This window comes from Ectopseudomonas alcaliphila, from assembly GCF_900101755.1.
Lineage (GTDB): Bacteria > Pseudomonadota > Gammaproteobacteria > Pseudomonadales > Pseudomonadaceae > Aquipseudomonas > Aquipseudomonas alcaliphila.
This window is the reverse complement of record NZ_FNAE01000002.1, coordinates 418,691-438,044: the sequence shown is the minus strand read 5'-3', so window position 1 is coordinate 438,044 and position 19,354 is coordinate 418,691. Positions and strand designations below refer to the sequence as shown.

Annotated in this window: 21 protein-coding genes; 7 read left to right on the top strand and 14 right to left on the bottom strand. The window is 63.6% G+C overall.

What is annotated here, in order from left to right; all coding sequences use genetic code 11:
• Window positions 1-15 precede the first annotated feature (15 nt).
• The 3 genes from BLR77_RS10755 to BLR77_RS10745 are packed head-to-tail and all read right to left on the bottom strand — an operon-like array spanning window position 16 to window position 2,411.
• A complete protein-coding gene (locus BLR77_RS10755; RefSeq protein ID WP_074677582.1) occupies window positions 16-1,071 on the bottom strand; it encodes a COX15/CtaA family protein in 1,056 nt (351 codons plus the stop codon).
• A gap of 55 nt (window positions 1,072-1,126) precedes the next feature.
• Window positions 1,127-1,705 (bottom strand): hypothetical protein, encoded by a 579-nt coding sequence (locus BLR77_RS10750; RefSeq protein ID WP_074677580.1) that lies wholly within the window; start codon window positions 1,703-1,705, stop codon window positions 1,127-1,129.
• Entirely contained in the window at window positions 1,680-2,411 is a 732-nt protein-coding gene (locus BLR77_RS10745) for an SURF1 family protein (protein WP_074677578.1), read from the bottom strand. The genes BLR77_RS10750 and BLR77_RS10745 overlap by 26 nt, the downstream gene beginning before the upstream one ends.
• 71 nt (window positions 2,412-2,482) lie before the next feature.
• Here BLR77_RS10745 and BLR77_RS10740 point away from each other — a divergent pair, with 71 nt between their 5' ends.
• Entirely contained in the window at window positions 2,483-2,686 is a 204-nt protein-coding gene (locus tag BLR77_RS10740; protein ID WP_072423680.1) for a twin transmembrane helix small protein, read from the top strand.
• A gap of 6 nt (window positions 2,687-2,692) precedes the next feature.
• Here BLR77_RS10740 and BLR77_RS10735 read toward each other — a convergent pair whose 3' ends face one another.
• Genes BLR77_RS10735 through coxB form a run of 4 tightly spaced genes read right to left on the bottom strand, consistent with a single transcriptional unit; the run spans window position 2,693 to window position 6,872 of the window.
• On the bottom strand, window positions 2,693-3,589 hold the full coding sequence (locus BLR77_RS10735) for a cytochrome c oxidase subunit 3 (RefSeq protein ID WP_074677576.1): 897 nt from the start codon (window positions 3,587-3,589) through the stop codon (window positions 2,693-2,695).
• 11 nt (window positions 3,590-3,600) lie between these two features.
• A complete protein-coding gene (locus BLR77_RS10730) occupies window positions 3,601-4,149 on the bottom strand; it encodes a cytochrome c oxidase assembly protein (protein WP_074677574.1) in 549 nt (182 codons plus the stop codon).
• Between the two features lie 10 nt (window positions 4,150-4,159).
• Entirely contained in the window at window positions 4,160-5,743 is a 1,584-nt protein-coding gene (gene ctaD, locus BLR77_RS10725) for a cytochrome c oxidase subunit I (protein ID WP_072423682.1), read from the bottom strand.
• A gap of 4 nt (window positions 5,744-5,747) precedes the next feature.
• Window positions 5,748-6,872 (bottom strand): cytochrome c oxidase subunit II, encoded by a 1,125-nt coding sequence (gene coxB / locus BLR77_RS10720; RefSeq protein ID WP_074677572.1) that lies wholly within the window; start codon window positions 6,870-6,872, stop codon window positions 5,748-5,750.
• Between the two features lie 405 nt (window positions 6,873-7,277).
• Here coxB and BLR77_RS10715 point away from each other — a divergent pair, with 405 nt between their 5' ends.
• Window positions 7,278-7,919 (top strand): hypothetical protein, encoded by a 642-nt coding sequence (locus tag BLR77_RS10715; protein ID WP_074677570.1) that lies wholly within the window; start codon window positions 7,278-7,280, stop codon window positions 7,917-7,919.
• Here the strand turns inward: BLR77_RS10715 and BLR77_RS10710 are convergent.
• A complete protein-coding gene (locus tag BLR77_RS10710; RefSeq protein ID WP_074677568.1) occupies window positions 7,909-8,838 on the bottom strand; it encodes an AEC family transporter in 930 nt (309 codons plus the stop codon). The genes BLR77_RS10715 and BLR77_RS10710 overlap by 11 nt on opposite strands.
• A gap of 142 nt (window positions 8,839-8,980) precedes the next feature.
• On the opposite strand from BLR77_RS10710, the gene glsB reads away from it, so the two are divergent.
• The gene (gene glsB, locus BLR77_RS10705; RefSeq protein ID WP_074677566.1) at window positions 8,981-9,889 is read left to right on the top strand and encodes a glutaminase B; all 909 of its coding nucleotides are present in this window, start codon (window positions 8,981-8,983) and stop codon (window positions 9,887-9,889) included.
• 63 nt (window positions 9,890-9,952) lie between these two features.
• Window positions 9,953-10,348: a RidA family protein gene (locus tag BLR77_RS10700; RefSeq protein ID WP_074677564.1), complete on the top strand. Its 396-nt coding sequence runs from the start codon at window positions 9,953-9,955 to the stop codon at window positions 10,346-10,348.
• Between the two features lie 78 nt (window positions 10,349-10,426).
• On the opposite strand, the gene BLR77_RS10695 is transcribed toward BLR77_RS10700, so the two are convergent.
• The 3 genes from BLR77_RS10695 to BLR77_RS10685 all read right to left on the bottom strand — a co-directional run bounded on the left by BLR77_RS10695 (window position 10,427) and on the right by BLR77_RS10685 (window position 13,455).
• On the bottom strand, window positions 10,427-10,870 hold the full coding sequence (locus BLR77_RS10695) for a GNAT family N-acetyltransferase (RefSeq protein WP_074677562.1): 444 nt from the start codon (window positions 10,868-10,870) through the stop codon (window positions 10,427-10,429).
• A 27-nt stretch (window positions 10,871-10,897) separates the two neighbouring features.
• Window positions 10,898-11,887 carry an asparaginase gene (locus BLR77_RS10690; protein ID WP_074677560.1) on the bottom strand — a complete coding sequence of 330 codons (990 nt, stop codon included), beginning with the start codon at window positions 11,885-11,887 and terminating at the stop codon, window positions 10,898-10,900.
• A gap of 128 nt (window positions 11,888-12,015) precedes the next feature.
• Entirely contained in the window at window positions 12,016-13,455 is a 1,440-nt protein-coding gene (locus tag BLR77_RS10685; protein WP_074677558.1) for an alanine/glycine:cation symporter family protein, read from the bottom strand.
• A gap of 159 nt (window positions 13,456-13,614) precedes the next feature.
• Here BLR77_RS10685 and BLR77_RS10680 point away from each other — a divergent pair, with 159 nt between their 5' ends.
• A complete protein-coding gene (locus BLR77_RS10680) occupies window positions 13,615-14,433 on the top strand; it encodes a helix-turn-helix domain-containing protein (protein ID WP_074677556.1) in 819 nt (272 codons plus the stop codon).
• 233 nt (window positions 14,434-14,666) lie between these two features.
• A complete protein-coding gene (locus BLR77_RS10675; protein WP_074677554.1) occupies window positions 14,667-15,710 on the top strand; it encodes a hypothetical protein in 1,044 nt (347 codons plus the stop codon).
• Window positions 15,711-15,800: 90 nt separating this feature from the next.
• Here the strand turns inward: BLR77_RS10675 and BLR77_RS10670 are convergent, their stop codons facing one another.
• From BLR77_RS10670 to BLR77_RS10660, 3 genes are read right to left on the bottom strand one after another with little or no spacing between them, the layout of a single operon-like run.
• A complete protein-coding gene (locus BLR77_RS10670; protein ID WP_074677552.1) occupies window positions 15,801-16,472 on the bottom strand; it encodes a GNAT family N-acetyltransferase in 672 nt (223 codons plus the stop codon).
• The gene (locus BLR77_RS10665) at window positions 16,472-16,912 is read right to left on the bottom strand and encodes a GNAT family N-acetyltransferase (RefSeq protein ID WP_074677544.1); all 441 of its coding nucleotides are present in this window, start codon (window positions 16,910-16,912) and stop codon (window positions 16,472-16,474) included. Before BLR77_RS10665 ends, BLR77_RS10670 begins: the two co-directional genes overlap by 1 nt.
• 19 nt (window positions 16,913-16,931) lie before the next feature.
• Window positions 16,932-17,564: an FMN-binding negative transcriptional regulator gene (locus BLR77_RS10660; RefSeq protein ID WP_074677543.1), complete on the bottom strand. Its 633-nt coding sequence runs from the start codon at window positions 17,562-17,564 to the stop codon at window positions 16,932-16,934.
• A 97-nt stretch (window positions 17,565-17,661) separates the two neighbouring features.
• Here BLR77_RS10660 and pdxR point away from each other — a divergent pair, with 97 nt between their 5' ends.
• A complete protein-coding gene (gene pdxR / locus BLR77_RS10655) occupies window positions 17,662-19,128 on the top strand; it encodes a MocR-like pyridoxine biosynthesis transcription factor PdxR (RefSeq protein WP_074677542.1) in 1,467 nt (488 codons plus the stop codon).
• Window positions 19,129-19,354 lie beyond the last annotated feature (226 nt).

Below are 19,354 nucleotides of genomic sequence, written 5' to 3'. Positions count from 1 at the left end.
TCCTTGATTCGTTATTTACCGGCCTTGAACCAGACCGCTGGAAACCAGAGTCGTGCGCCTGCCCGCCAGATCGGATGCTTCGCGAGTCGCCGCAGAAACGGCCCTCAGGCGATAGTTGATCAGCACCATCACCAGCAGCAGAGCCGCGCCACCTGCGTTGTGCGCCACCGCCACCAGCAGCGGCAGATGGAAGATCACGTTGCTGATGCCCAGGCCAATCTGCAGGGCCAGCGCCAACAACAGTAAACCGGCCAGACGCGTCAGCCTGGCCGCGTGCAGTCGCCAGGCCAGGACCAGCAACGCCAGTGTGACCAGCAACGCACCGATGCGGTGACTCATGTGAATGGCGGTGCGCGCATCACTGTCGAGCTGCCCGCCCAGGTAGTTGGGGCCGATATGCTGGGTAAGATGAAAGCCCTTGCCGAAATCCATCGCGGGCCACCATTCACCATGACAGGTGGGCAGGTCGACGCAGGCCACAGCGGCGTAGTTGGAGCTGACCCAGCCGCCGAGAGTGATCTGCCCGATCACCAGCAACAGGCAGGCTGCTGCCAGTGCACGCAGGCGCCCAGGTAACTGCAGCGGTGCGAAGCGTCCAGACAGACGTAGAGTGAGCAAGGTCAACAGGCTGAGCGTGGCGAAGCCGCCGAGCAAATGAGCGGTGACCACCTGCGGCCACAGCTGCAGGGTGACCGTCCACATGCCGAAAGCGCCCTGCAGGATCACCAGCGCCAGAATCGCCAACGGCAACTTGAGCGGCTGGGTTGGCTCCGCGCGACGGCGTACGGCGTCGGCAGCGATGACGAGGATGACCAACCCCAGGGCACCGGCGAAGTAGCGATGGATCATCTCGTACCAGCCCTTGGCAACCTCCACCGGAGCATCAGGGAAACGCGCCTCGGCGATGGCCTGCTTGTGTTCGCTCATCGGCACGCCGAGAAAACCGTAACAGCCCGGCCAATCGGGACAGCCCAGGCCGGCATGGGTCAGTCGGGTGTAGGCACCTAGCAGCACCACCACCACGGTCAGGAGGGTCGCGAACAACGCTAGACGGTAACCGGGCTTGTGCATCTCTACTCCTTGGGCACTGGACTTGGCGCTCTGCCGATATGGACAGGACGCAGCGTCAGCCGATCAGGGAAATTTTCAGCAGGTAGCGCAGATCATCGAGAATGGCTTTGCCTTTGCTACCGGCCGGATAGCGCAGCACCAGATTGCCGTGCGGATCGACCAGCCACAGCTGGGCCCCCGGCACCGCTTCGGCGGCCTTGTCGTAGGCCTGCAGATCCAGTTGATAGCGTCCAAGCTGCGGGTACTCGCGCTTGAGCGTGGCGTCGTAGTCGGCCGGTAATGGTTCGGCCAGCGCCAGGCCGTGACTGGCGCGGGCAGTCTCGCGGTTGAGGCCAATCTGGATCTGTCGCGCCAGGTAAACCAGTTGCTGGCAGTCGGTTTCGCATGCCCCGGGCGCCGTCACCAGAATCTGCCAGAGTGGCTCAACCTCACCCTGCACACCGAGATCGCTCAGAGTGCGCCCATCCCCGATCAGCACGCCGTGGTAGCTGCGCGTCTCCGGCACCCAGAAGCGCCACTGGTACATGGCACTGGCGAGGAACATCGGGCCGATGGCAATGGCAAGGATCAACAACAACTGCAGGCGACCACGCGCCTTGCGCGGTGCCTCAGGCATGGCGATGGCTGGGTTCATGACGACGCTCCCGTGCATTGTGAATTCCGAGATAGATGAACAGGCCAAGCAGCGCGGCAGCCAAGGAGAACCACTGCACCGCATAGCCCAGATGCTTGCTGGGGCTCATGGCCACGATTGGCCAGTCGACGCGATAGCTGGCCGGGCCCGGCTCAAGACGCGCCTCGAAGGGCAGTCCGCCGCGGCCAAGTTGCTGCCACAGGCGTTCGGCCTCGACCTGAGTGATCAGCCGCGGCCAGCCATCGGTCGCTGCGCCGGATCGCAGATTCAGCCCGCCAGAAGGCGACACGTAGATCCAGGCCGTGAGCTGCAGTACGCCGTCGGGGCTATCGAAGCTCGGTGGTGTACGCCGGTCCGGCCAGGGCAGCCATCCACGGTTGAGCAACACCCAGAGACCGCTGGCCTGATCGTAAAAAGGCTGCAGCAACTCGACACCGGCGTGACCATCACGGATGCGGCTATCCAGCAGCAGGCTGTGCTCGCTATCGAAGTGTCCACGCAGCTGGACGCGGCGATAGGCGGGGTCCGGCATGGGCTCAAGCTGCTCGAGGCTGATCGGCTCCGCCTGGCGCCGCGCCTCGAAGCTGGCCAACAGCTGACGCTTTTCATCGCCGCGCTGCAGCTGCCAGAAGCCCAGCCAGAGCAGCCCCGGCAGCAGCAGGGCAACCAGCAGGCTGGGCAGCCAACCGGGACGGAAGGTGCTCATAGCACCCTGCCGTTACGATTGGGGTTGCTGGCTATACTGCAATGCATCACTCGAATCCCCCGGAGTCTCGCATGCTCAAAGCCGCGATCATCCTCATGCTGCTGGCAACCATCGCCAGCCTGTTCAGCGGCCTGTTCTTCCTGGTCAAGGACGAGGGCCATGGTTCCCGCGTGGTCGGCGCGCTGACTGTCCGTGTCGGCCTGACCGCCATTACCGTTGCCCTGGTCGCCTGGGGCTTCTACTCAGGGCAACTGGTGTCCCACGTTACGTGGTAGCCCCCGCTACAGTACGTAGACGAAGACGAACAAGCCCAGCCAGACCACATCGACGAAGTGCCAGTACCAGGCGGCCGCCTCGAAGCCGAAGTGCTGATCGGCGTCGAAATGCCCACGCATGATGCGCACCAGCATCACGATCAGGATGATGGTGCCCAAGGTCACATGCGCGCCGTGGAAGCCGGTGAGCATGAAGAAGGTCGCGCCATAGATGCCCGACCCCAGGGTCAGCCCCAGCTCGGTATAGGCCTCGATATATTCCTCGACCTGAAAGAACAGGAACGCCAGGGCGAGCACGATGGTCGCCGCCAGCCAGGCCTTGAGCGGGCCACGGTGGTTCTTCTTCAACGCATGGTGCGCGAAGGTGATGGTGAAGCTGGAGGTCACCAGCAAGATGGTGTTGACCAACGGCAGATGCCAGGGGTCGATCACTGCGCTGGGCGGCGGGAACAACTTGGAGTCAGGGTTCTGCAGCAATGGCCAGCTGTATTCGAAGCCTTCCCAGAGCATGTTGGACACGCCCTTGTCACCCTCGCCGCCGAGCCAGGGTCCGGCCCACATGCGGATATAGAACAGGGCGCCGAAGAAGGCGGCGAAGAACATCACCTCGGAGAAGATGAACCAGCTCATGCCCCAGCGAAAGGAGCGGTCCATCTGCGCGCTGTACAGGCCGCTGCGACTTTCCTTGATGACGTTGCCGAACCAGCCGAACAGCATCCAGGCCAGAATCAGCCCGCCAACGAAGAAGATCAGCGGCCCGTTGGAACCGTCGCGGCCTGCCGACAGATCGTTGAACCAGGTGCCGACACCGTAGAAGCTGACCAGCAGGCCGATGGTGGCGACGATAGGCCACTTGCTCTGCGCCGGTACGTAATAGTTCTCGTGACTTTCGTGACTCGACATTGTTGTTCTCCTTATGGAGCCTGTGCCACTGGCGGTTTGCGCGCGGTGATATCGAACAGGGTGTAGCCCAACGTCAGGTGCTTCACGTCCTTGGGCAAGTCTCTGTCGACAATGAAGCGCACCGGCATTTCGATGCGCTCGCCCGGTTGCAACACCTGCTGGGTAAAGCAGAAACACTCGGTCTTGTGAAAGAAGGCCGCCGCCTTCGAAGGCGATACGCTGGGAATCGCCTGCGCGCTCATCGGCTGGTCACTGGGGTTGTAGGCGACGAACAGCATGTCGCGCGCCTCCCCCGGGTGAACCAGTATCTCGTCGGCCTGCGGGCCGAACTCCCAGACCATGCCGGCGGCGTTGGTGGCGAGGAACTGCACGCGCACCTGGCGCTGCTCATCCACCAGTTGCTCGCCCTGGTAGGCACCGGCGGTCTTGCCGTTGATGCCGAAAACCCGGCACATGGCGTCGTAGAACGGCGGCAGGACGAAGATGCCGAAGCAGAACATCACCACCACCACGAGCAGCAGACGGGTAACCAGGCGACGAGTCGCGATGACCTCGCTCACGGCAAACCTCCTATTTCACTTCCGGTGGCGTACTGAAGGTGTGGTAGGGCGCCGGTGACGGCACCGTCCACTCCAGGCCTTCGGCCCCGTCCCAGGGTTTGGCCGGGGCCGGCTTGCCGCCGCGGATGCACTTGATGACGATGAACAGGAACAGCAACTGGGTGGCCCCGAACATGAACGCGCCGATGCTGGAGACCATGTTGAAGTTGGCGAACATCATGTTGTAGTCGGGGATACGCCGCGGCATGCCGGCCAGGCCGACGAAGTGCATCGGGAAGAACGCCAGGTTCATGCCGATGAAGCTCATCCAGAAATGCAGCTTGGCCAGGGTTTCGTCATACATGTGGCCGGTCCACTTGGGCAGCCAGTAGTAAGCCGAGGCGAAGATGCCGAAGATCGCACCGGGCACCAGCACGTAGTGGAAGTGCGCCACCACGAAGTAGGTGTCGTGGTACTGGAAGTCCGCCGGGGCGATGGCCAGCATCAGCCCGGAAAAACCACCGATGGTGAACAGGATGACGAAGGCCACCGAGAACAGCATCGGCGCCTCGAAGGTCATCGAGCCCTGCCACATGGTGCTGGCCCAGTTGAATACCTTCACCCCGGTGGGCACGGCGATCAGCATGGTGGCGTACATGAAGAACAGCTCGCCGGTCAGCGGAATGCCCACGGTGAACATGTGGTGCGCCCAGACGATGAACGAGAGGAAGGCAATCGCCGCCGTGGCGTAGACCATCGAGGTGTAGCCGAACAGCGGCTTGCGCGCGAAGGCTGGGATGATCGAGCTGACCGCGCCGAAGGCGGGCAGGATCATGATGTACACCTCGGGGTGGCCAAAGAACCAGAACACATGCTGGAACAAGACCGGGTCGCCACCGCCAGCGGCGTTGAAGAAGCTGGTGCCGAAGTGGATGTCCATCAGCATCATGGTCACGCAGCCCGCCAGTACCGGCATCACCGCAATCAGCAGGAAGGCGGTGATCAGCCAGGTCCAGACGAACAGCGGCATCTTCATCAGGGTCATGCCGGGGGCGCGCAGATTGAGGATGGTGGCGACCACGTTGATCGCCCCCATGATCGAGCTGATGCCCATCAAATGCACGGCGAAAATGAAGAAGGTCGTGCTCTCCGGCCCGTAGGTGGTCGACAGCGGGGCGTAGAAGGTCCAGCCGAAGTTCGGCCCGCCACCTTCCATGAACAGCGTCGAGACCAGCAGACCGAAGGCCGCCGGCAGCAGCCAGAAGCTGAAGTTGTTCATCCGTGGCAGGGCCATGTCCGGCGCGCCGATCATCAGCGGAATCATCCAGTTGGCCAGGCCGACGAACGCCGGCATCACCGCGCCGAAGACCATGATCAGGCCGTGCATGGTGGTCATCTGGTTGAAGAATTCCGGCTGCACGATCTGCAGGCCCGGCTGGAACAGCTCGGCACGGATGACCATGGCCATCGAGCCGCCCAGCAGGAACATGCAGAAGCTGAACCACAGGTACATCGTGCCGATGTCCTTGTGGTTGGTGGTCAGTACCCAGCGCATCAGGCCCTTGGCCGGGCCATGGTGGTGGTCAGTATGACCGTGGTCGATCACTGCACTCATGTCCTTACTCCTGCGCCTTGGAGAAATCGAGGATGTCCTTGGGCGTGACCATGTCACCGACATTGTTGCCCCAGGCATTGCGCTCGTAGGTGATGATGGCGGCCAGATCGACCGGCGACAGCTGCTTGCCGAAGGCCGCCATGGAGGTGCCCGGCTTGCCGTTGTAGACGATGTCGATATGAGCCTCGGCGTCCCCCTTGGCGATTGCCGAACCCTTGAGGGCCGGGAACATCGGCGGCAGGCCCTCGCCACCAGGCTGGTGGCAGGCCGCGCAGGCGGTGACATAGGCCTTCTCGCCGCGAGTCATCAGCTCTTCCATGGTCCATTCCTTGCTGGTCAGCTCGCGCTCGGCGGCAGCAGCCTCCTTGCGTTCGGCCAGCCAGACATCGAAGTCTTCCTTGGACTTGGCCTCGACCACCACCGGCATGAAACCGTGGTCCTTGCCGCACAGCTCGGTGCACTGACCGCGATAGATGCCGGGCTCCTCGATGCGCGTCCAGGATTCGTTGATGAAACCGGGGATGGCGTCCTTCTTCACCGCCAGTGCCGGCACCCACCAGGAATGGATGACATCGGCAGCGGTGATCAGGAAGCGCACCTTGGTGCCCACCGGCACCACCAGCGGCTCATCCACTTCCAGCAGGTAGTGTTCGCCCTTGGCTTCGCGGTTGTTGATCTGCGAACGCGGCGTCGTCAGGTTGCTGAAGAACTCGACGTCCTGCCCCAGATACTTGTAGTGCCACTTCCACTGGTAGCCGGTGACCTGGATATCCAGCTCGGACTCGGAGGTGTCGTAGATCTCAATCAGCGTCTTGGTCGCCGGGATCGCCATCACCACCAGAATGGCCAAGGGCACCACGGTCCAGAGAATTTCGACGGTGGTGCTTTCGTGAAAATGCGCGGGTTTCTGGCCGGTAGAGCGGCGGTGCATGATCATCGACCAGAACATGGCGCCGAACACGATCACACCGATCACAACGCATATCCAGAAGATGGTCATGTGCAGATCGAAAACGGAGCGGCTGACGTCCGTTACACCGGGCGCCATGTTGACCGTCCACTGCGCTTGCGCCGAGCCTAATGCCAGCCACAGCAGGAGGCCCATCCAGACTCGTGGATGTCGCATCATTGCGGGTTCCCCTTGATTGTTCTTGTTATCCCGCCGGCGGAGCCTGCGGCTAAGGGATCGACTGCCATAGGGTACGGCTGCGGACTCACTGCCCACGAACCACGCCCAGACTGCTGGCGACTGCTGCCGAAACCTCTCCGTGCCTGAGCCCGTCCGGTTCCATCAGGTACTGCCTTTCGAACTCGAGTATAGACGGGGAGTTTCACCTCGCAACGTGCGCGCAAAAATGGCCGAAGGCGCGCAAGCCTTGTCCTAAACGCCCCGACTGACGCGGGGTGTAGCCTTTCTGATACAGTTTGTTATAGCGAATTAGCATAAATATGAAAAAGTTATGACAATCGCGTCTTAGCCAGACCAAACGGCCGGCTAAGGTTCACGCCCATGTCCTGAAATGTAGGAGCTGTCATGAACACCGCCTCCCTTCGTCAATTGATCGCTCAGGCTCGCCAGCAGGAAAGCGCCAGCCAGGCCCTCTCGCGCTTGCTGCAGGCTCAGCTGGATCGCCTGCACCCTTCCATCCGCCTGCCAGAGGAAGATGCGCCTGGTGCGCTGACCGCCTTCGTCATCGCCTATATCGAGGAGGTGCCGGATGTGCTCGACGCCGCTGCCGAGGTGGCGCGCGAAGCGGGAATCGAGGCCGCAGTGAAACCGGTGCTGAAGATCGCCGAGCATTTCTTCCTGCAGCCACCGGCGCTGATGGAGGGCCACGAAGGGCTCGAAGGCCTGCTCGATGAGGCCTATCTGGCCCATCGCCTGGTGGAAGAGGTCAATGATCGCTACATCGCCCACCTTGGCCAGCCGCTGATCCCTCTGGACACCACACGCGCCAACCTGATCGCCCACCAGTTGATCGGCGAACCCTTCGCCAACCAGCTCGACGAGGCGGTGCATCACGCCCTGGCCGGCATGCTCGATGACGCCAGCTTCGACCAGCCCTCGGTGCAGGCCTACCGCGAACGCCTGGCGGCGCCGGACACCGCATCGGCCTGGCGGCGCTGGCCCTGCCTGTCGCAGCAACTGGGCGTGGAGTTGCAGCTCAAGGCGTGATCAGCAGCAGAATCAGGGTCAAGGTCAGTAGCGAGCCGAGGGTGGAGAACAGGATCGCCCGCGAAACCAGCGCCGCCTGGCGCTGGTAGTACTCGGCGAGCATGAACGGCCCGGTGCCGGTTGGTAGCGCGCTGAGCAGCAACGCGGCGTGCGCCCAGAACGGCGGCAGGTCGAGCAACACGAAGGCGATGAACCAGGTCACCAGTGGCTGCAGCACCAGCTTCAACGCCACCAGCGGCCAGGCACCCTCGCTCGGCCCACTCTGGCGCTGCGCCAGAAACAAGCCCAGCGAGACCAGCGCACAAGGCACGGTGGCCGCGCCGAGCAGGCGCAGAAACTCGTCAAGCGCTGCGGGCATCTGCACACCGCCCAGCGCCCACGCCGCCCCAAGCAGCGGCGCGAGCACCAGCGGGTTCTTCAGCAGCGCGGTGACCACCTGAGCAATGGCGCCGCCCACGCCCTTCTTGCTCTGCAGGCCCACCTCGATGCACACCACCGCCAGGCCGAACAGCACGCAGACCACCATCAGCGAGGCGATCAGCGCCGGCGCCATACCGTCCTCACCCAGCACCAGCACGCACAGCGGAATGCCGATGTAGCCGGTATTGGCGTAACCGGCGCTGAGCCCATCGATACTGGCATCGACCAGGCTGCCAGTGGTTTTCCAGCGATACGCCAGCGTGATCAGGAAAACCGCGAGCATGCCGCCGGTGAACGCGAGCAAAAAACCCGGCTGCCAGATCTGCGCCCAATCGGCCTTGGCCGTGAGGCTGAACAGCAAGGCCGGCAGGCCGAGCCAGACCACGAAGCGGTTCATCTCCGATGCTGCAGTCGGCCCCAGGCGATTGGTTCGCCGACAGATGAATCCAACCAGGATCAGGCCGAAGATCGGCAGCAGCACATTGAGAACGGTGGACATCGAACTACGCCAGCGACAGGGGAGGACCGAGCCTAGGGGCGCTGGCCGCTCAGGGCAAGCCATTGCCTGTGATTCCACGACGCCCGCAGGCGTCTAGCTCTGACCTGCCGGGACGCTCCCCGGCCTACTCGCGAGCCCGAACATGCAAGCGCTGTTGAATGAAATTCTCGATGAAGTCCGCCCGCTGATCGGCCAGGGCAAGGTGGCCGATTACATCCCAGCGCTGGCCAGCGTGGTGCCCGACCAACTGGGCATCGCCGTGTATGGCAACGACGGCCAGGTGCATGTCGCTGGCGATGCGCGCACGCCATTTTCCATCCAGAGCATTTCCAAGGTGTTCAGCCTGGTCCAGGCCATCGGCCACAGCGGCGAGAGCATCTGGCAGCGCCTCGGCCACGAGCCGTCCGGGCAGCCGTTCAACTCGCTGGTGCAGCTCGAGTTCGAGCGTGGCAAGCCGCGCAATCCGTTCATCAATGCCGGCGCGCTGGTGATCTGCGATATCAACCAGTCGCGCTACGCCGCACCGGCGCTGTCGATGCGCGACTTCGTCCGGCGCCTGTCGGGCAACCCCGAAGTGACGGTGGACAACCATGTCGCCGAATCGGAATACCAGCACCGCGCGCGTAACGCGGCGGCGGCGTACCTGATGCAGTCGTTCGGCAATTTCCACAATGAAGTCGAGGCCGTGCTGCGCAGCTACTTCAGCTGCTGCGCGCTGCGCATGAGCTGCGTCGACCTGGCGCGTGCCTTCGGTTTCCTGGCCAATCAGGGCTTCTGCCAGCACAGCGGCGAGCAGGTGCTGTCGCCCCGGCAGACCAAGCAGATCAACGCCATCATGGCCACCAGCGGGCTGTACGACGAAGCCGGCAACTTCGCCTATCGCGTCGGCCTGCCGGGCAAGAGCGGCGTTGGTGGCGGTATCGTCGCGGTCGTTCCGGGGCAGTTCAGTGTGTGCGTATGGTCACCGGAGCTCAATGCAGCGGGTAACTCCCTGGCCGGGATCAAGGCGCTGGAGCTGCTCAGCGAGCGCATCGGCTGGTCGGTATTCTGAGGTATGTTCACGGGAGCCGGCGCAACGCTGCGCGGGTGCCCATTGATCTGCTCTGGAGTGCTTATGTCGTTGCCTGAATACCACATGTTCGCCGCCGCACCCGCACCGGTCGCGCCCTTCTCCCACGCCTGCGAAGCCGACGGCTGGGTGTTCATCACCGGCCAGCTACCCATCGATCCGGGCAACGAATCGGCGCCGCTGCCCGAAGGCATCGAGGCGCAAACCCACAAGACTTTCGACAACCTGCTGGTGGTCTTGAAAGGCCTCGGGCTGGGCTTGGAAAACGTGGTCTCGGCGCGGGCGTTTCTCACCGATTTCCATGGCGACTACGAGCGCTTCAACGCGGTCTACGCCAGCTACTTCCCCGAAGCCAAACGCCCGGCGCGTACCTGCATCGGTACCACCGGGCTGGCGCGGCATGCGCTGGTCGAAATCGACTTTATCGCGCGCCGGCCCTGAGGCTGCCGTAGCCCGGATGAAATCCGGGAAAGGTGCGCCGCTCCGGTTGCATTCGGGGTAAGGGAGAGGGGCACAGCCCTACAACAGCTTGCGGTACTGCACAAACCCCGAACGCTCACCGATGCGTTCGTACAACAGCTTGGCCTGGCTGTTGCTCTCATGCGTCAGCCAGTGCACCCGCGAGCAGCCGGCGGCGCGCGCCTGGTCATAGACGTGCTGGATCAGCTGGCGGCCGATACCACTGCTGCGCTGGCCCTTGGCGACGAACAGGTCCTGCAGGTAGCAGTAATCGCCAGCGGTCCAGGTCGAGCGGTGAATGACCCAGTGCACCAGGCCGATGGCCTGGTCACCCTGCCAGGCCAGGGCGGCGCCCATGGGCTCGGCGGGGTCGAGAAAGCGCTGCCAGGTGACGGCGCTGGTCTCGGCAGGAATCTCGGTCATGTAGAAACGCTGGTAGCCCTGCCACAAGGGCAACCAGGCTTGGTGATCGGCAGCGACTACAGGGCGAATTTCGATACTCATCGTCCTTCCTCTGTTTGGGCAGGTGGATCAGTCGCTCATCTCACCACAGAGATCGCGCGCCAGCCAGTGCTCGACCTCCGTTTGCGGCAAACCGGCACCGAGCAGGGCAAACAGCTTGCCCAGAGCAGCCTCGCGGGTCATGCCGCCGCAGGACACCAGGCCAACCTCGGCCAGACGGCTGCCGGCCGCATAAACGCCGAACTGCACATGCCCCTGCGGGCACTGACTGATCGCCGCCAGCACCACGCCGCGCTGATGCGCTTCTCGCAGCACGGCCATCAGCTGTTCATCACCGGCCGGGCCGGTGCCGCTGCCGTAGCATTCCAGCAGCAGCCCCTGCACGCCGCTGGCCAGCAGGGCTTGCAGATGCCCGGCCTGCACGGCCGGATGCAGCGGCAGCACGGCGATGTTCACCGCCTGGCGCGGCTGACGGAAGTCGATACGCGCATCGACCGTGGCCCGCTCCGCCTGACGCTGGCGCGGCAGCACCTGAAAGGCGTCGAAGGCATCGCTGCGCAGCTTCGAGCAGCGTGCGCCATGCAGCAGCTGACCGTTGAAATACAGGTGCACGCCGGGTGCCACACCGCGATACAGCGCGCGCATGGCGCCGAACAGGTTGGGCCAGGCATCGCCGCCGGCCACACCGGCCGGTTGCATGGCGCCGGTCAGCACCACCGGCACGTCGAGGCCTAGCAGCAGGAAGCTCAGCGCCGCGGCGCTGTAGGCCAGGGTATCGGTGCCATGCAGCACCAGCACGGCGTCATGACCGTCTGCCTGCACCGCAGCGATGATCTCGTCACGCAGTGCCAGCCAGTGGCCGGGGTTCATGTTGGCGCTGTCGATCAGCGGCAGCAGCTCGCGAAAGGTCCATTGCGGCAACTCGCTGCCGTTCTCGCTGGCTTGTTGCGTGCGCATGCGCGCCTCGAAACCCGAGGCCGGCGCCAGGCCGTCTGCGCTCATCTGCATGCCGATGGTGCCGCCTGTGTACAGCACCAGGAGTTTTTCTGGGGTCGCCATGGGCTCTCCTCACAAATCACGGGCCAGGGCGACTTTTGCAACGTCGCTCACGGCTGCCCGAACAATGGCTGCCAAAGGTGGCAGGCAAGAAAAAGGGGGCCTCGCCCCCTTCTTCCATCTGAGTCAGATCAGCGCTGGTAGACGCGATCACCCATTTCCGCCGGGTCGGCGGCGTTGCTCGACTGGTTACCCCACACGGCAGGGTCGAGATCCAGATCGGCGAACTGCTTGGCATCCAGCACCGGCGAGGCCACGCCAGCCTTGATCTGGCTATCGTAGTCGCGCATCAGGCGCAGACCCACTTTGAACAGCAGCGCCAGGGCAATCAGGTTGCAGATCGCCAGCAGACCCATGGTCACATCGGCGAAGGCGAACACGGTGCCCAGATCCTGCACCGAGCCCCACAGCACCAGGCCGACCACCAGCACACGGTAGATCATCACCGGGCCGCGCTTCTGGCTGAAGAAGCCCAGGGCGTTCTCGCCCAGGTAGTAGTTGTAGATCAGGGTGGTGAAGACGAACAGCAGCAGCGCCAGGCTGATGAACACCCGACCCCACTCACCGACCACGGCCGCGACGGCGCTCTGGGTCAGCACCACACCGGCCTGCTCCATGCCCGGCTGATACACGCCGGACAGCAGAATGATCAGCGCGGTGCAGCTGCACAGGATCAGGGTGTCGATGAACACGCTGAGCGACTGCACGATGCCCTGCGCGGCCGGATGCTTGACCTCGGCCACCGCAGCCACGTTCGGCGCACTGCCCAGACCCGCTTCGTTGGAGAACAGGCCGCGCTTGACGCCCATGATGATGGCCGCGCCGATACCACCGGCAAAGGCCGGCTCGAGGCCGAAGGCGCTCTTGAAGATCAAGGCGAAGGTGGCTGGAACTTCGCTGATGTTCAGACCGATCACCAGCAGTGCCATGGCCAGGTAGGAGAACGCCATCACCGGCACCAGCACGTCGGCGAACTTGGCGATGCGCTTGATGCCGCCGAAGATGATCAGGCCGATCACCACGGTCAGGGCGATGCCGCTGGCCAGGGTCGGGATGCCGAAGGTGTCGTGCAGCGAGCTGGCGACGGTGAAGGACTGCACGGCGTTGAAGCCGAAGCCGAAGGTCACCAGCAACAGGATCGATACGACGATACCCAGCCAGCGCTGGCCGAGGCCGTGCTGAATGTAGAAGGCCGGGCCGCCGCGGTAGCCGCCATCGGCCTCGCGACGCTTGTACAGCTGCGCCAGCGAGCACTCGAAGTAGCTGGTGGCCATACCGACCAGGGCCACGATCCACATCCAGAAGATGGCGCCCGGGCCACCGAGCATGATCGCCACCGAGACACCGGCGATATTGCCGGCGCCCACGCGGCCGGCCACCGACAGCATCAGGGCCTGGAACGAGCTGAGCTGGCCCGGCTGACGCTGGAAGGCCTCGCTGAAGATGCGGAACATGCTGCTGAAGTAACGGAACTGGACGAAGCGTGAGGCGATGGTGAAGAACAGGCCGAGACCGATCAGCATCACGATCAGCAGCTTGCTCCAGATGAGGTCATTGAGAAGATCGAGCATGGAGGCTTTCTCTCTTGTTGTTCTGAATGGGAATGCGCCGCGCCGGGCGGGTGGCGCAATCTTTGGTGAAGGCGCCGCGCGGGACAATTTCGCAGGTCGCGGCGATATGATGCGAGTTGATGCTAGAATCGCGTCATTCGCATCAGCTGGAGCGGCCATATGTCCGATTCACTCGGCAGCAATCTCAAATTGCTTTGCAGTCATTACCGCTCGATTGCAGAGGTGTGCCGCAAGCTGTCGATCAACCGCGCGCAGTTCAACCGCTACCTGGCCGGGCAGAGCCGACCGACCACGCACAACCTCAAACGTATCTGCGATTTCTTCGGCGTCGAAGCCTTCGAGCTGGCCATGCCGGCCGAGCAGTTCACCCGCCTGATCGGCGCACGCAGCGGCGATGCGCAGCGACACAGCGGCAGCGATCCACTGCTGGACCTGTTCGCCCCACTGCGCCGTCAGGCCAGCCCGATGGAGCGTTACTGCGGCTACTACTTCGAATACTCCAACTGCATGTCGGTGCCGGGGCACGTGCTGCTGTCACTGGTGCACCTGCGCGAAGAGCGCGGCAACTACCTGTTCGAACGCCAGGAACGCCAAGAGCGCCAGGAGCCCACACGCGGCGGCAGCGAGGACTGGGTGCGCTGTCGCTACCTGGGCACAGCGTTCTTCCTGCAGGACCGCCTGTTTCTGGTGGACTACGAGTCGCTCACCGGCAACGAGATGAGCCAGACCATCCTGATCCCCAGCTTCAAGAGCCGGATCATCCGTCTCAATGGCATCAAGACCGGCGTATCCAGCGGCGACCGCCGCACGCCGGCCTGCACCCGCGTGGTCTGGCAGTACCTGGGCCACGAGATCAACCGGGTCAACGCCTATCGTCAGTTGATGCTCTACGCCCCCGACGACCCACGCATCGACGACGACATCCGCCAGCGTCTGGGTGGCGCGCAGCTGCGTGATGGGTTGTTCGAGATGGAGTAGCGATGAATGCGAGCGCATTGAAAGAATGTTCGGATGCACACAAAAAGGCGTCTGATTCGGTACGTGTAGGAGCGGCGCTCCGCTGCGAACAATTACGGCGCGGACTCTCAAAAGCATCACCCCAGAGCGCGATCCCTACGAAAGACTGCCTTGGGGCTTACTTGCTGGACTGAGCTACCCCCCCTTTATTAGCATGCGAGCCCACGCCTCTAAGCATCAAGGACGATCCGCCCATGCTCGATCTACTCACCCTTCGCACGCCCATTACTACAACCATACTCATGCTTTTGCTGAGTGGATGCAGTATTCACGGCTCTTACCCGGACGCCACCGAGACCGATGCAGCGAAGTTGCGTTTCATAAGCGACCTGGACAGCGCCACACTCGCGGTATTCGACGCGGAGCACTGTGGAGGTCGAACTACGGGCATACTCAATAATCTGTTTATAGCCAACACCTCACGCCGGGCAGACATGTCCATCGCACCGCCTCCCGACGCCAAGGCGTATCTGGAAATTCGCCTGCAACCGGAAAGTGAAGTCGTGCTACAGGTGAACACTCAAGGTAGGAGCAGCGTTTGTGGGAGCATGTTCAGCTACACGCCACAAAGCGGGGCTGAATACGAACTGACCTTCGACTATTCAGGCAAGATGTGTCGCGCACTGCTCAACCGTCTACACCAGGTCGGCGATCAGGTATCGCGCTCACCAGTACCGCTGCTCAACAATGGCCTACCTGCATGCGCTGGTAGTAATGCCCTATTTCCCAAAGCACCTGTAGCGCAGCCCGATACGCAAGAGCGTGTGAGCATGATCGAACAGATCATCGCCGAGAGCCTCACGGAATCGATGAAAGCCGAGCAGCCGCAGTTGGACAAGGCACTACTCGACGAGAGCTTCGACAAGCGGATCGACGAGCGCACCCGACGCATGGGTTTTACCTTGCCAAAGGAGTACTGGAACGAGTACCAGCAGAACATTGACATTGCCGCGCAAGAACTCTCGACCAGCAAGCAGAGAACGCTCAAACGCTACGAAGACGAATACCGCAAATACCTCAGGCAACTGGACACGGCCGAACTACGTAAACTGGTCCCCAATAGCGCGTCTACAGATAAAAACCGAGTACTCACGGTAAATATCCGAATGCTGCGGTACTACCGCACAGCGAGTAGCGAGGTGTTGAGGGAAAATCTCAGCAATCATCTGACACGCATGGCCGACTTGGACAAACGCTATGCCGTGTGCGAACGCTTTGCCGACTGCTGGAAGAACTGATTCTTTTCATCATTTACCACGCACAGGCACTGCCGGAGCGAAACCTGAGAGCAAGCTCAGGCACAACAACCGAACCGGCATAACCTCGAATCACTCGCGCAGCGCCTCCAGGCGCTGCTTCTGCTGGCCCTTATCATCGAAGTTTTCCACCGCCAGCCAGCGCTCGAAGGCTTCCCGGCAGGCCGGCCACTCCCCATCGATGATGGAGAACCAGGCGGTGTCACGGTTGCGGCCCTTGCGCACCATATGCTGACGGAACAGCCCTTCCCGGGTGAAGCCGAAGCGCTCAGCGGCGCGTTGCGAGCGGGCATTGGCTGCGTCGCACTTCCACTCCAGGCGGCGATAACCGAGGTCGTCGAAGGCGTGGCGCGCCAGCAGATAGATCGCCTCGGTCGCTCCCGCCGTGCGCTGCATCGGCGCACCGAAGGCGACATGGCCGATCTCGATGCTGCCGTCCTGCGCGGTGATGCGCAGGTAACTGAATACCCCCAGAGCGCGGCTGCTGGCCAGATCGACCACCGCATAGAACAGCGGGTCGCGGCTCTGCGCATTGCCGGCCAGCCAGGCATCGAAGACGCCACGCTCGGTGAAGGGGCCATAGGGCAGATAATCCCAAAGCGCCGGGTCCGGCCCCTGCAACGCGCACCACAGATCATCGCCATGGCGCTCGACATCGAGCGCCTCGAGACGCACGAAGCGACCATGCAGCGTGCGCTGGTCCGGGGTTGGGCGGGGTTGCCAGTGAGCGAGATCACACATCATCAGAAGAGTTTCCTGTACTGGATGAAACCGGAGCGGTCGCCGATGCGGTCGTAGAGCATACGCCCCTGGTAGTTGTTTTCCTGAGTCAGCCAATGCACGCGGCTGGCGCCAGCGGCACGCGCCTCGGCGTAGACATGCTCGATCAGCGCGCGGCCGATACCGCCACCGCGAATGTGCTCGGCGACGAACAGATCCTGCAGGTAGCAGTAGTCACCGCTCGTCCAGCAGCTGCGGTGATAGATGAAGTGCACCAGGCCGACCGCCTCGCCGTCCTGCCAGGCCAGGGCGGCGTGCATCGGCTCGGCCGGGTCGAGAAAGCGCTGCCAGGTAACGGCGCTGGTCTCTGCCGGGATCTCGGCCTGGTAGAAGCGCTGGTAAGCCTGCCAGAGCGGCAGCCAGGCGGCGTGATCGGCAGCGGTGATGGGGCGGATGTCGAGCATGAGTGCATTCCTTTGGTGGTCAGTCGATGGGCTTCATTTGCGCCGCCAGTTCGCGGTCACGCGGGTTGCTGGACGTCGCCAGGCCGACGCGGACACCGGCCTGATCCGCAGTCGAGCGATTCTGGCTTAGCTTCCACTTGCCCTCGAGTCGGCGAATCGGCAGGGCGAAACCGACGATGGCGCGCAGCATGGCGTCGATGTAGTCGCGCGGTGCGTCGCCGACCGCCCAGGGCTGCGGGCGAGTCTGTTCGTGGCGGTCGCTGAGGCGGCTGACCAGTTGCAGCAAGCGCTCCGGTTCGTCGAACACCTCGGCCTGGCCCCAGGCATGCACGGCGATGTAGTTCCAGGTCGGCACCACCTTGGCGTGCTCGGCCTTGGCCGGATACCAGCCGGGATGCACGTAGGCGTCCGCACCGCTGAACACCACCAGTGCCTCGGCGCCGCTGGCCAGAACACGCCAGTGCGGATTGGCGCGGGCGAAGTGGCCGTAAAGGGTGCCGAATTCGCCCTCACCAGGCTCAAGCAGCAGCGGCAGGTGACTGGCCTGCAGGCCCTGCGCGCCACTGCTGGTAACAATGGCCAGGCCACTGGCCTGGATCTGCGCGTGGAGGCTGGCCAGATCGTCCTGGCGAAAGGCGGCGGGGCAATACATGGCGGCGTCTCCTGATGTGATGGAGCCATGCTAGGCAGGATATTGGCCTGATGTAAGATCCATTACAGATGACTTTTATGGAGCCAATCGGCCGATCATGAATCGCTCCTCCGCCGTGCCATTCGATCTTTCCGGCATTCGCCTGCACCCCGGCCAGGGCCTGGCGCGCCAGCTCTACCAGGCCTTGCGCGAGCGCATCCTCGACGGCCGCCTGGCCAGTGGCACACGTCTGCCTGCGAGCCGCGAACTGGCCACGCTGCTCGGCATCTCGCGCAACACCGTGACCCGCGCGCTGGACCAGCTGTATGCCGAGGGCTACGTGGCCGGGCGGGTCGGCGATGGCACCTATGTCGCCGAGCTGACGCGCCGCCGGCCTGCCGCCGTAGCAGCCGTCGCCCCAGCTGCGACCAGTTCGGCACTGCAGCTGTTGCAGAGCCACCACCTGGCGATGCCCACCGAGGGCGCGCCACGCGCCTTTCGTATCGGGGTACCGGCTTTCGATCTGTTCCCCTTCGAGACCTGGGCACGTCTGCAGGCACGCTTCTGGCGCAAACCCTCACCGGCGCGGCTGGGCTATGGCGATCCGGCCGGTGACATGCAGTTGCGCGAGCTGATCGCCGCCTACCTGCGCAACAGCCGCGGCCTGACCTGCGAAGCGTCGCAAGTGCTTATCACCTGTGGCTCGCAGCAGGCCATCAGCCTCTGCGCTCAACTGCTGATTCAACCGGGCGACCCTGTGGCAGTGGAAAACCCCGGCTACCGCGCCGCCGGCCATGCCTTCGCGGTGGCCGGCGCGCAGCTGTGCGGCGTGGCGCTAGACGGCGAGGGCATGGACGTCGCCGCCCTGCAGCGCCTGGAAAACTGCCGCCTGGCCTATGTCACGCCCGCACACCAGTACCCGACCGGCGTGACCCTGTCGCTGCCGCGGCGCCTGGCCCTGCTGGAGTGGGCCAAGCGCGTGAACGGCTGGATCATCGAGGACGACTACGACGGCGAGTACCGCTACAGCGGCACCCCGCTCGCACCTCTGGCGGCGCTGGATGACCAGCAGCGGGTGATCTACGTCGGCACCTTCGGCAAGCTCGCCTTCCCGGCGCTGCGCCTGGGTTATCTGCTGCTGCCGCCAGCGCTGGCCGAGAGCTTCGCCAGGCGCCAGGCACTGGAGATGCGCCACTCGGAGATCGGCACCCAGGCGGTGATGGCCGAATTCATCGCCGCCGGGCACTTCCAGCGCCATGTGCGGCGCATGCGACAGGCTGCGCGCAGCCGTCGCGATACCCTGCTGCAGGCCTGGCCACGGGCGATTCCAGGGTGCTCGCCGCTGCCGGCCGTGGAGGCCGGGTTGCACCTGAGCATCAGGGTCGAGAGTGTCGCGCGTGAACGCGAGCTGATCAGCGCCGCACGCGTCGCAGGCATCGAGATGAATCCCCTGAGCGACTACTGGCTGCCTGGCAGCGAGACGGCCGAGGACGCCCGCGCCGGCCTGGTGCTGGGTTTTGCCGCGGTGCCCGAGGCGCAGATCGTCGAGGCGGTGCAGACGCTACGCCGGGCCTGGAGGCTGTAACGCAGATCATCCGGAGGTGCGCACGGCGCACCCTACGGCAGCCACCCTTGAATGGCAGGCAAAAAACTGCCGGGAGCAGTTTTTGACGTCGCTTGCGACGGCCCGAAGGGGGCGCCTCTAAAAACGTTGGCGAGGCAGTCAGCGCAATACCGATGGCGGCCCCGCAAAAACAGGCGAAGAAGCGGAGTTTACGTGTTGTAAATGAGCATTCTGAGCCTGCTTTCAA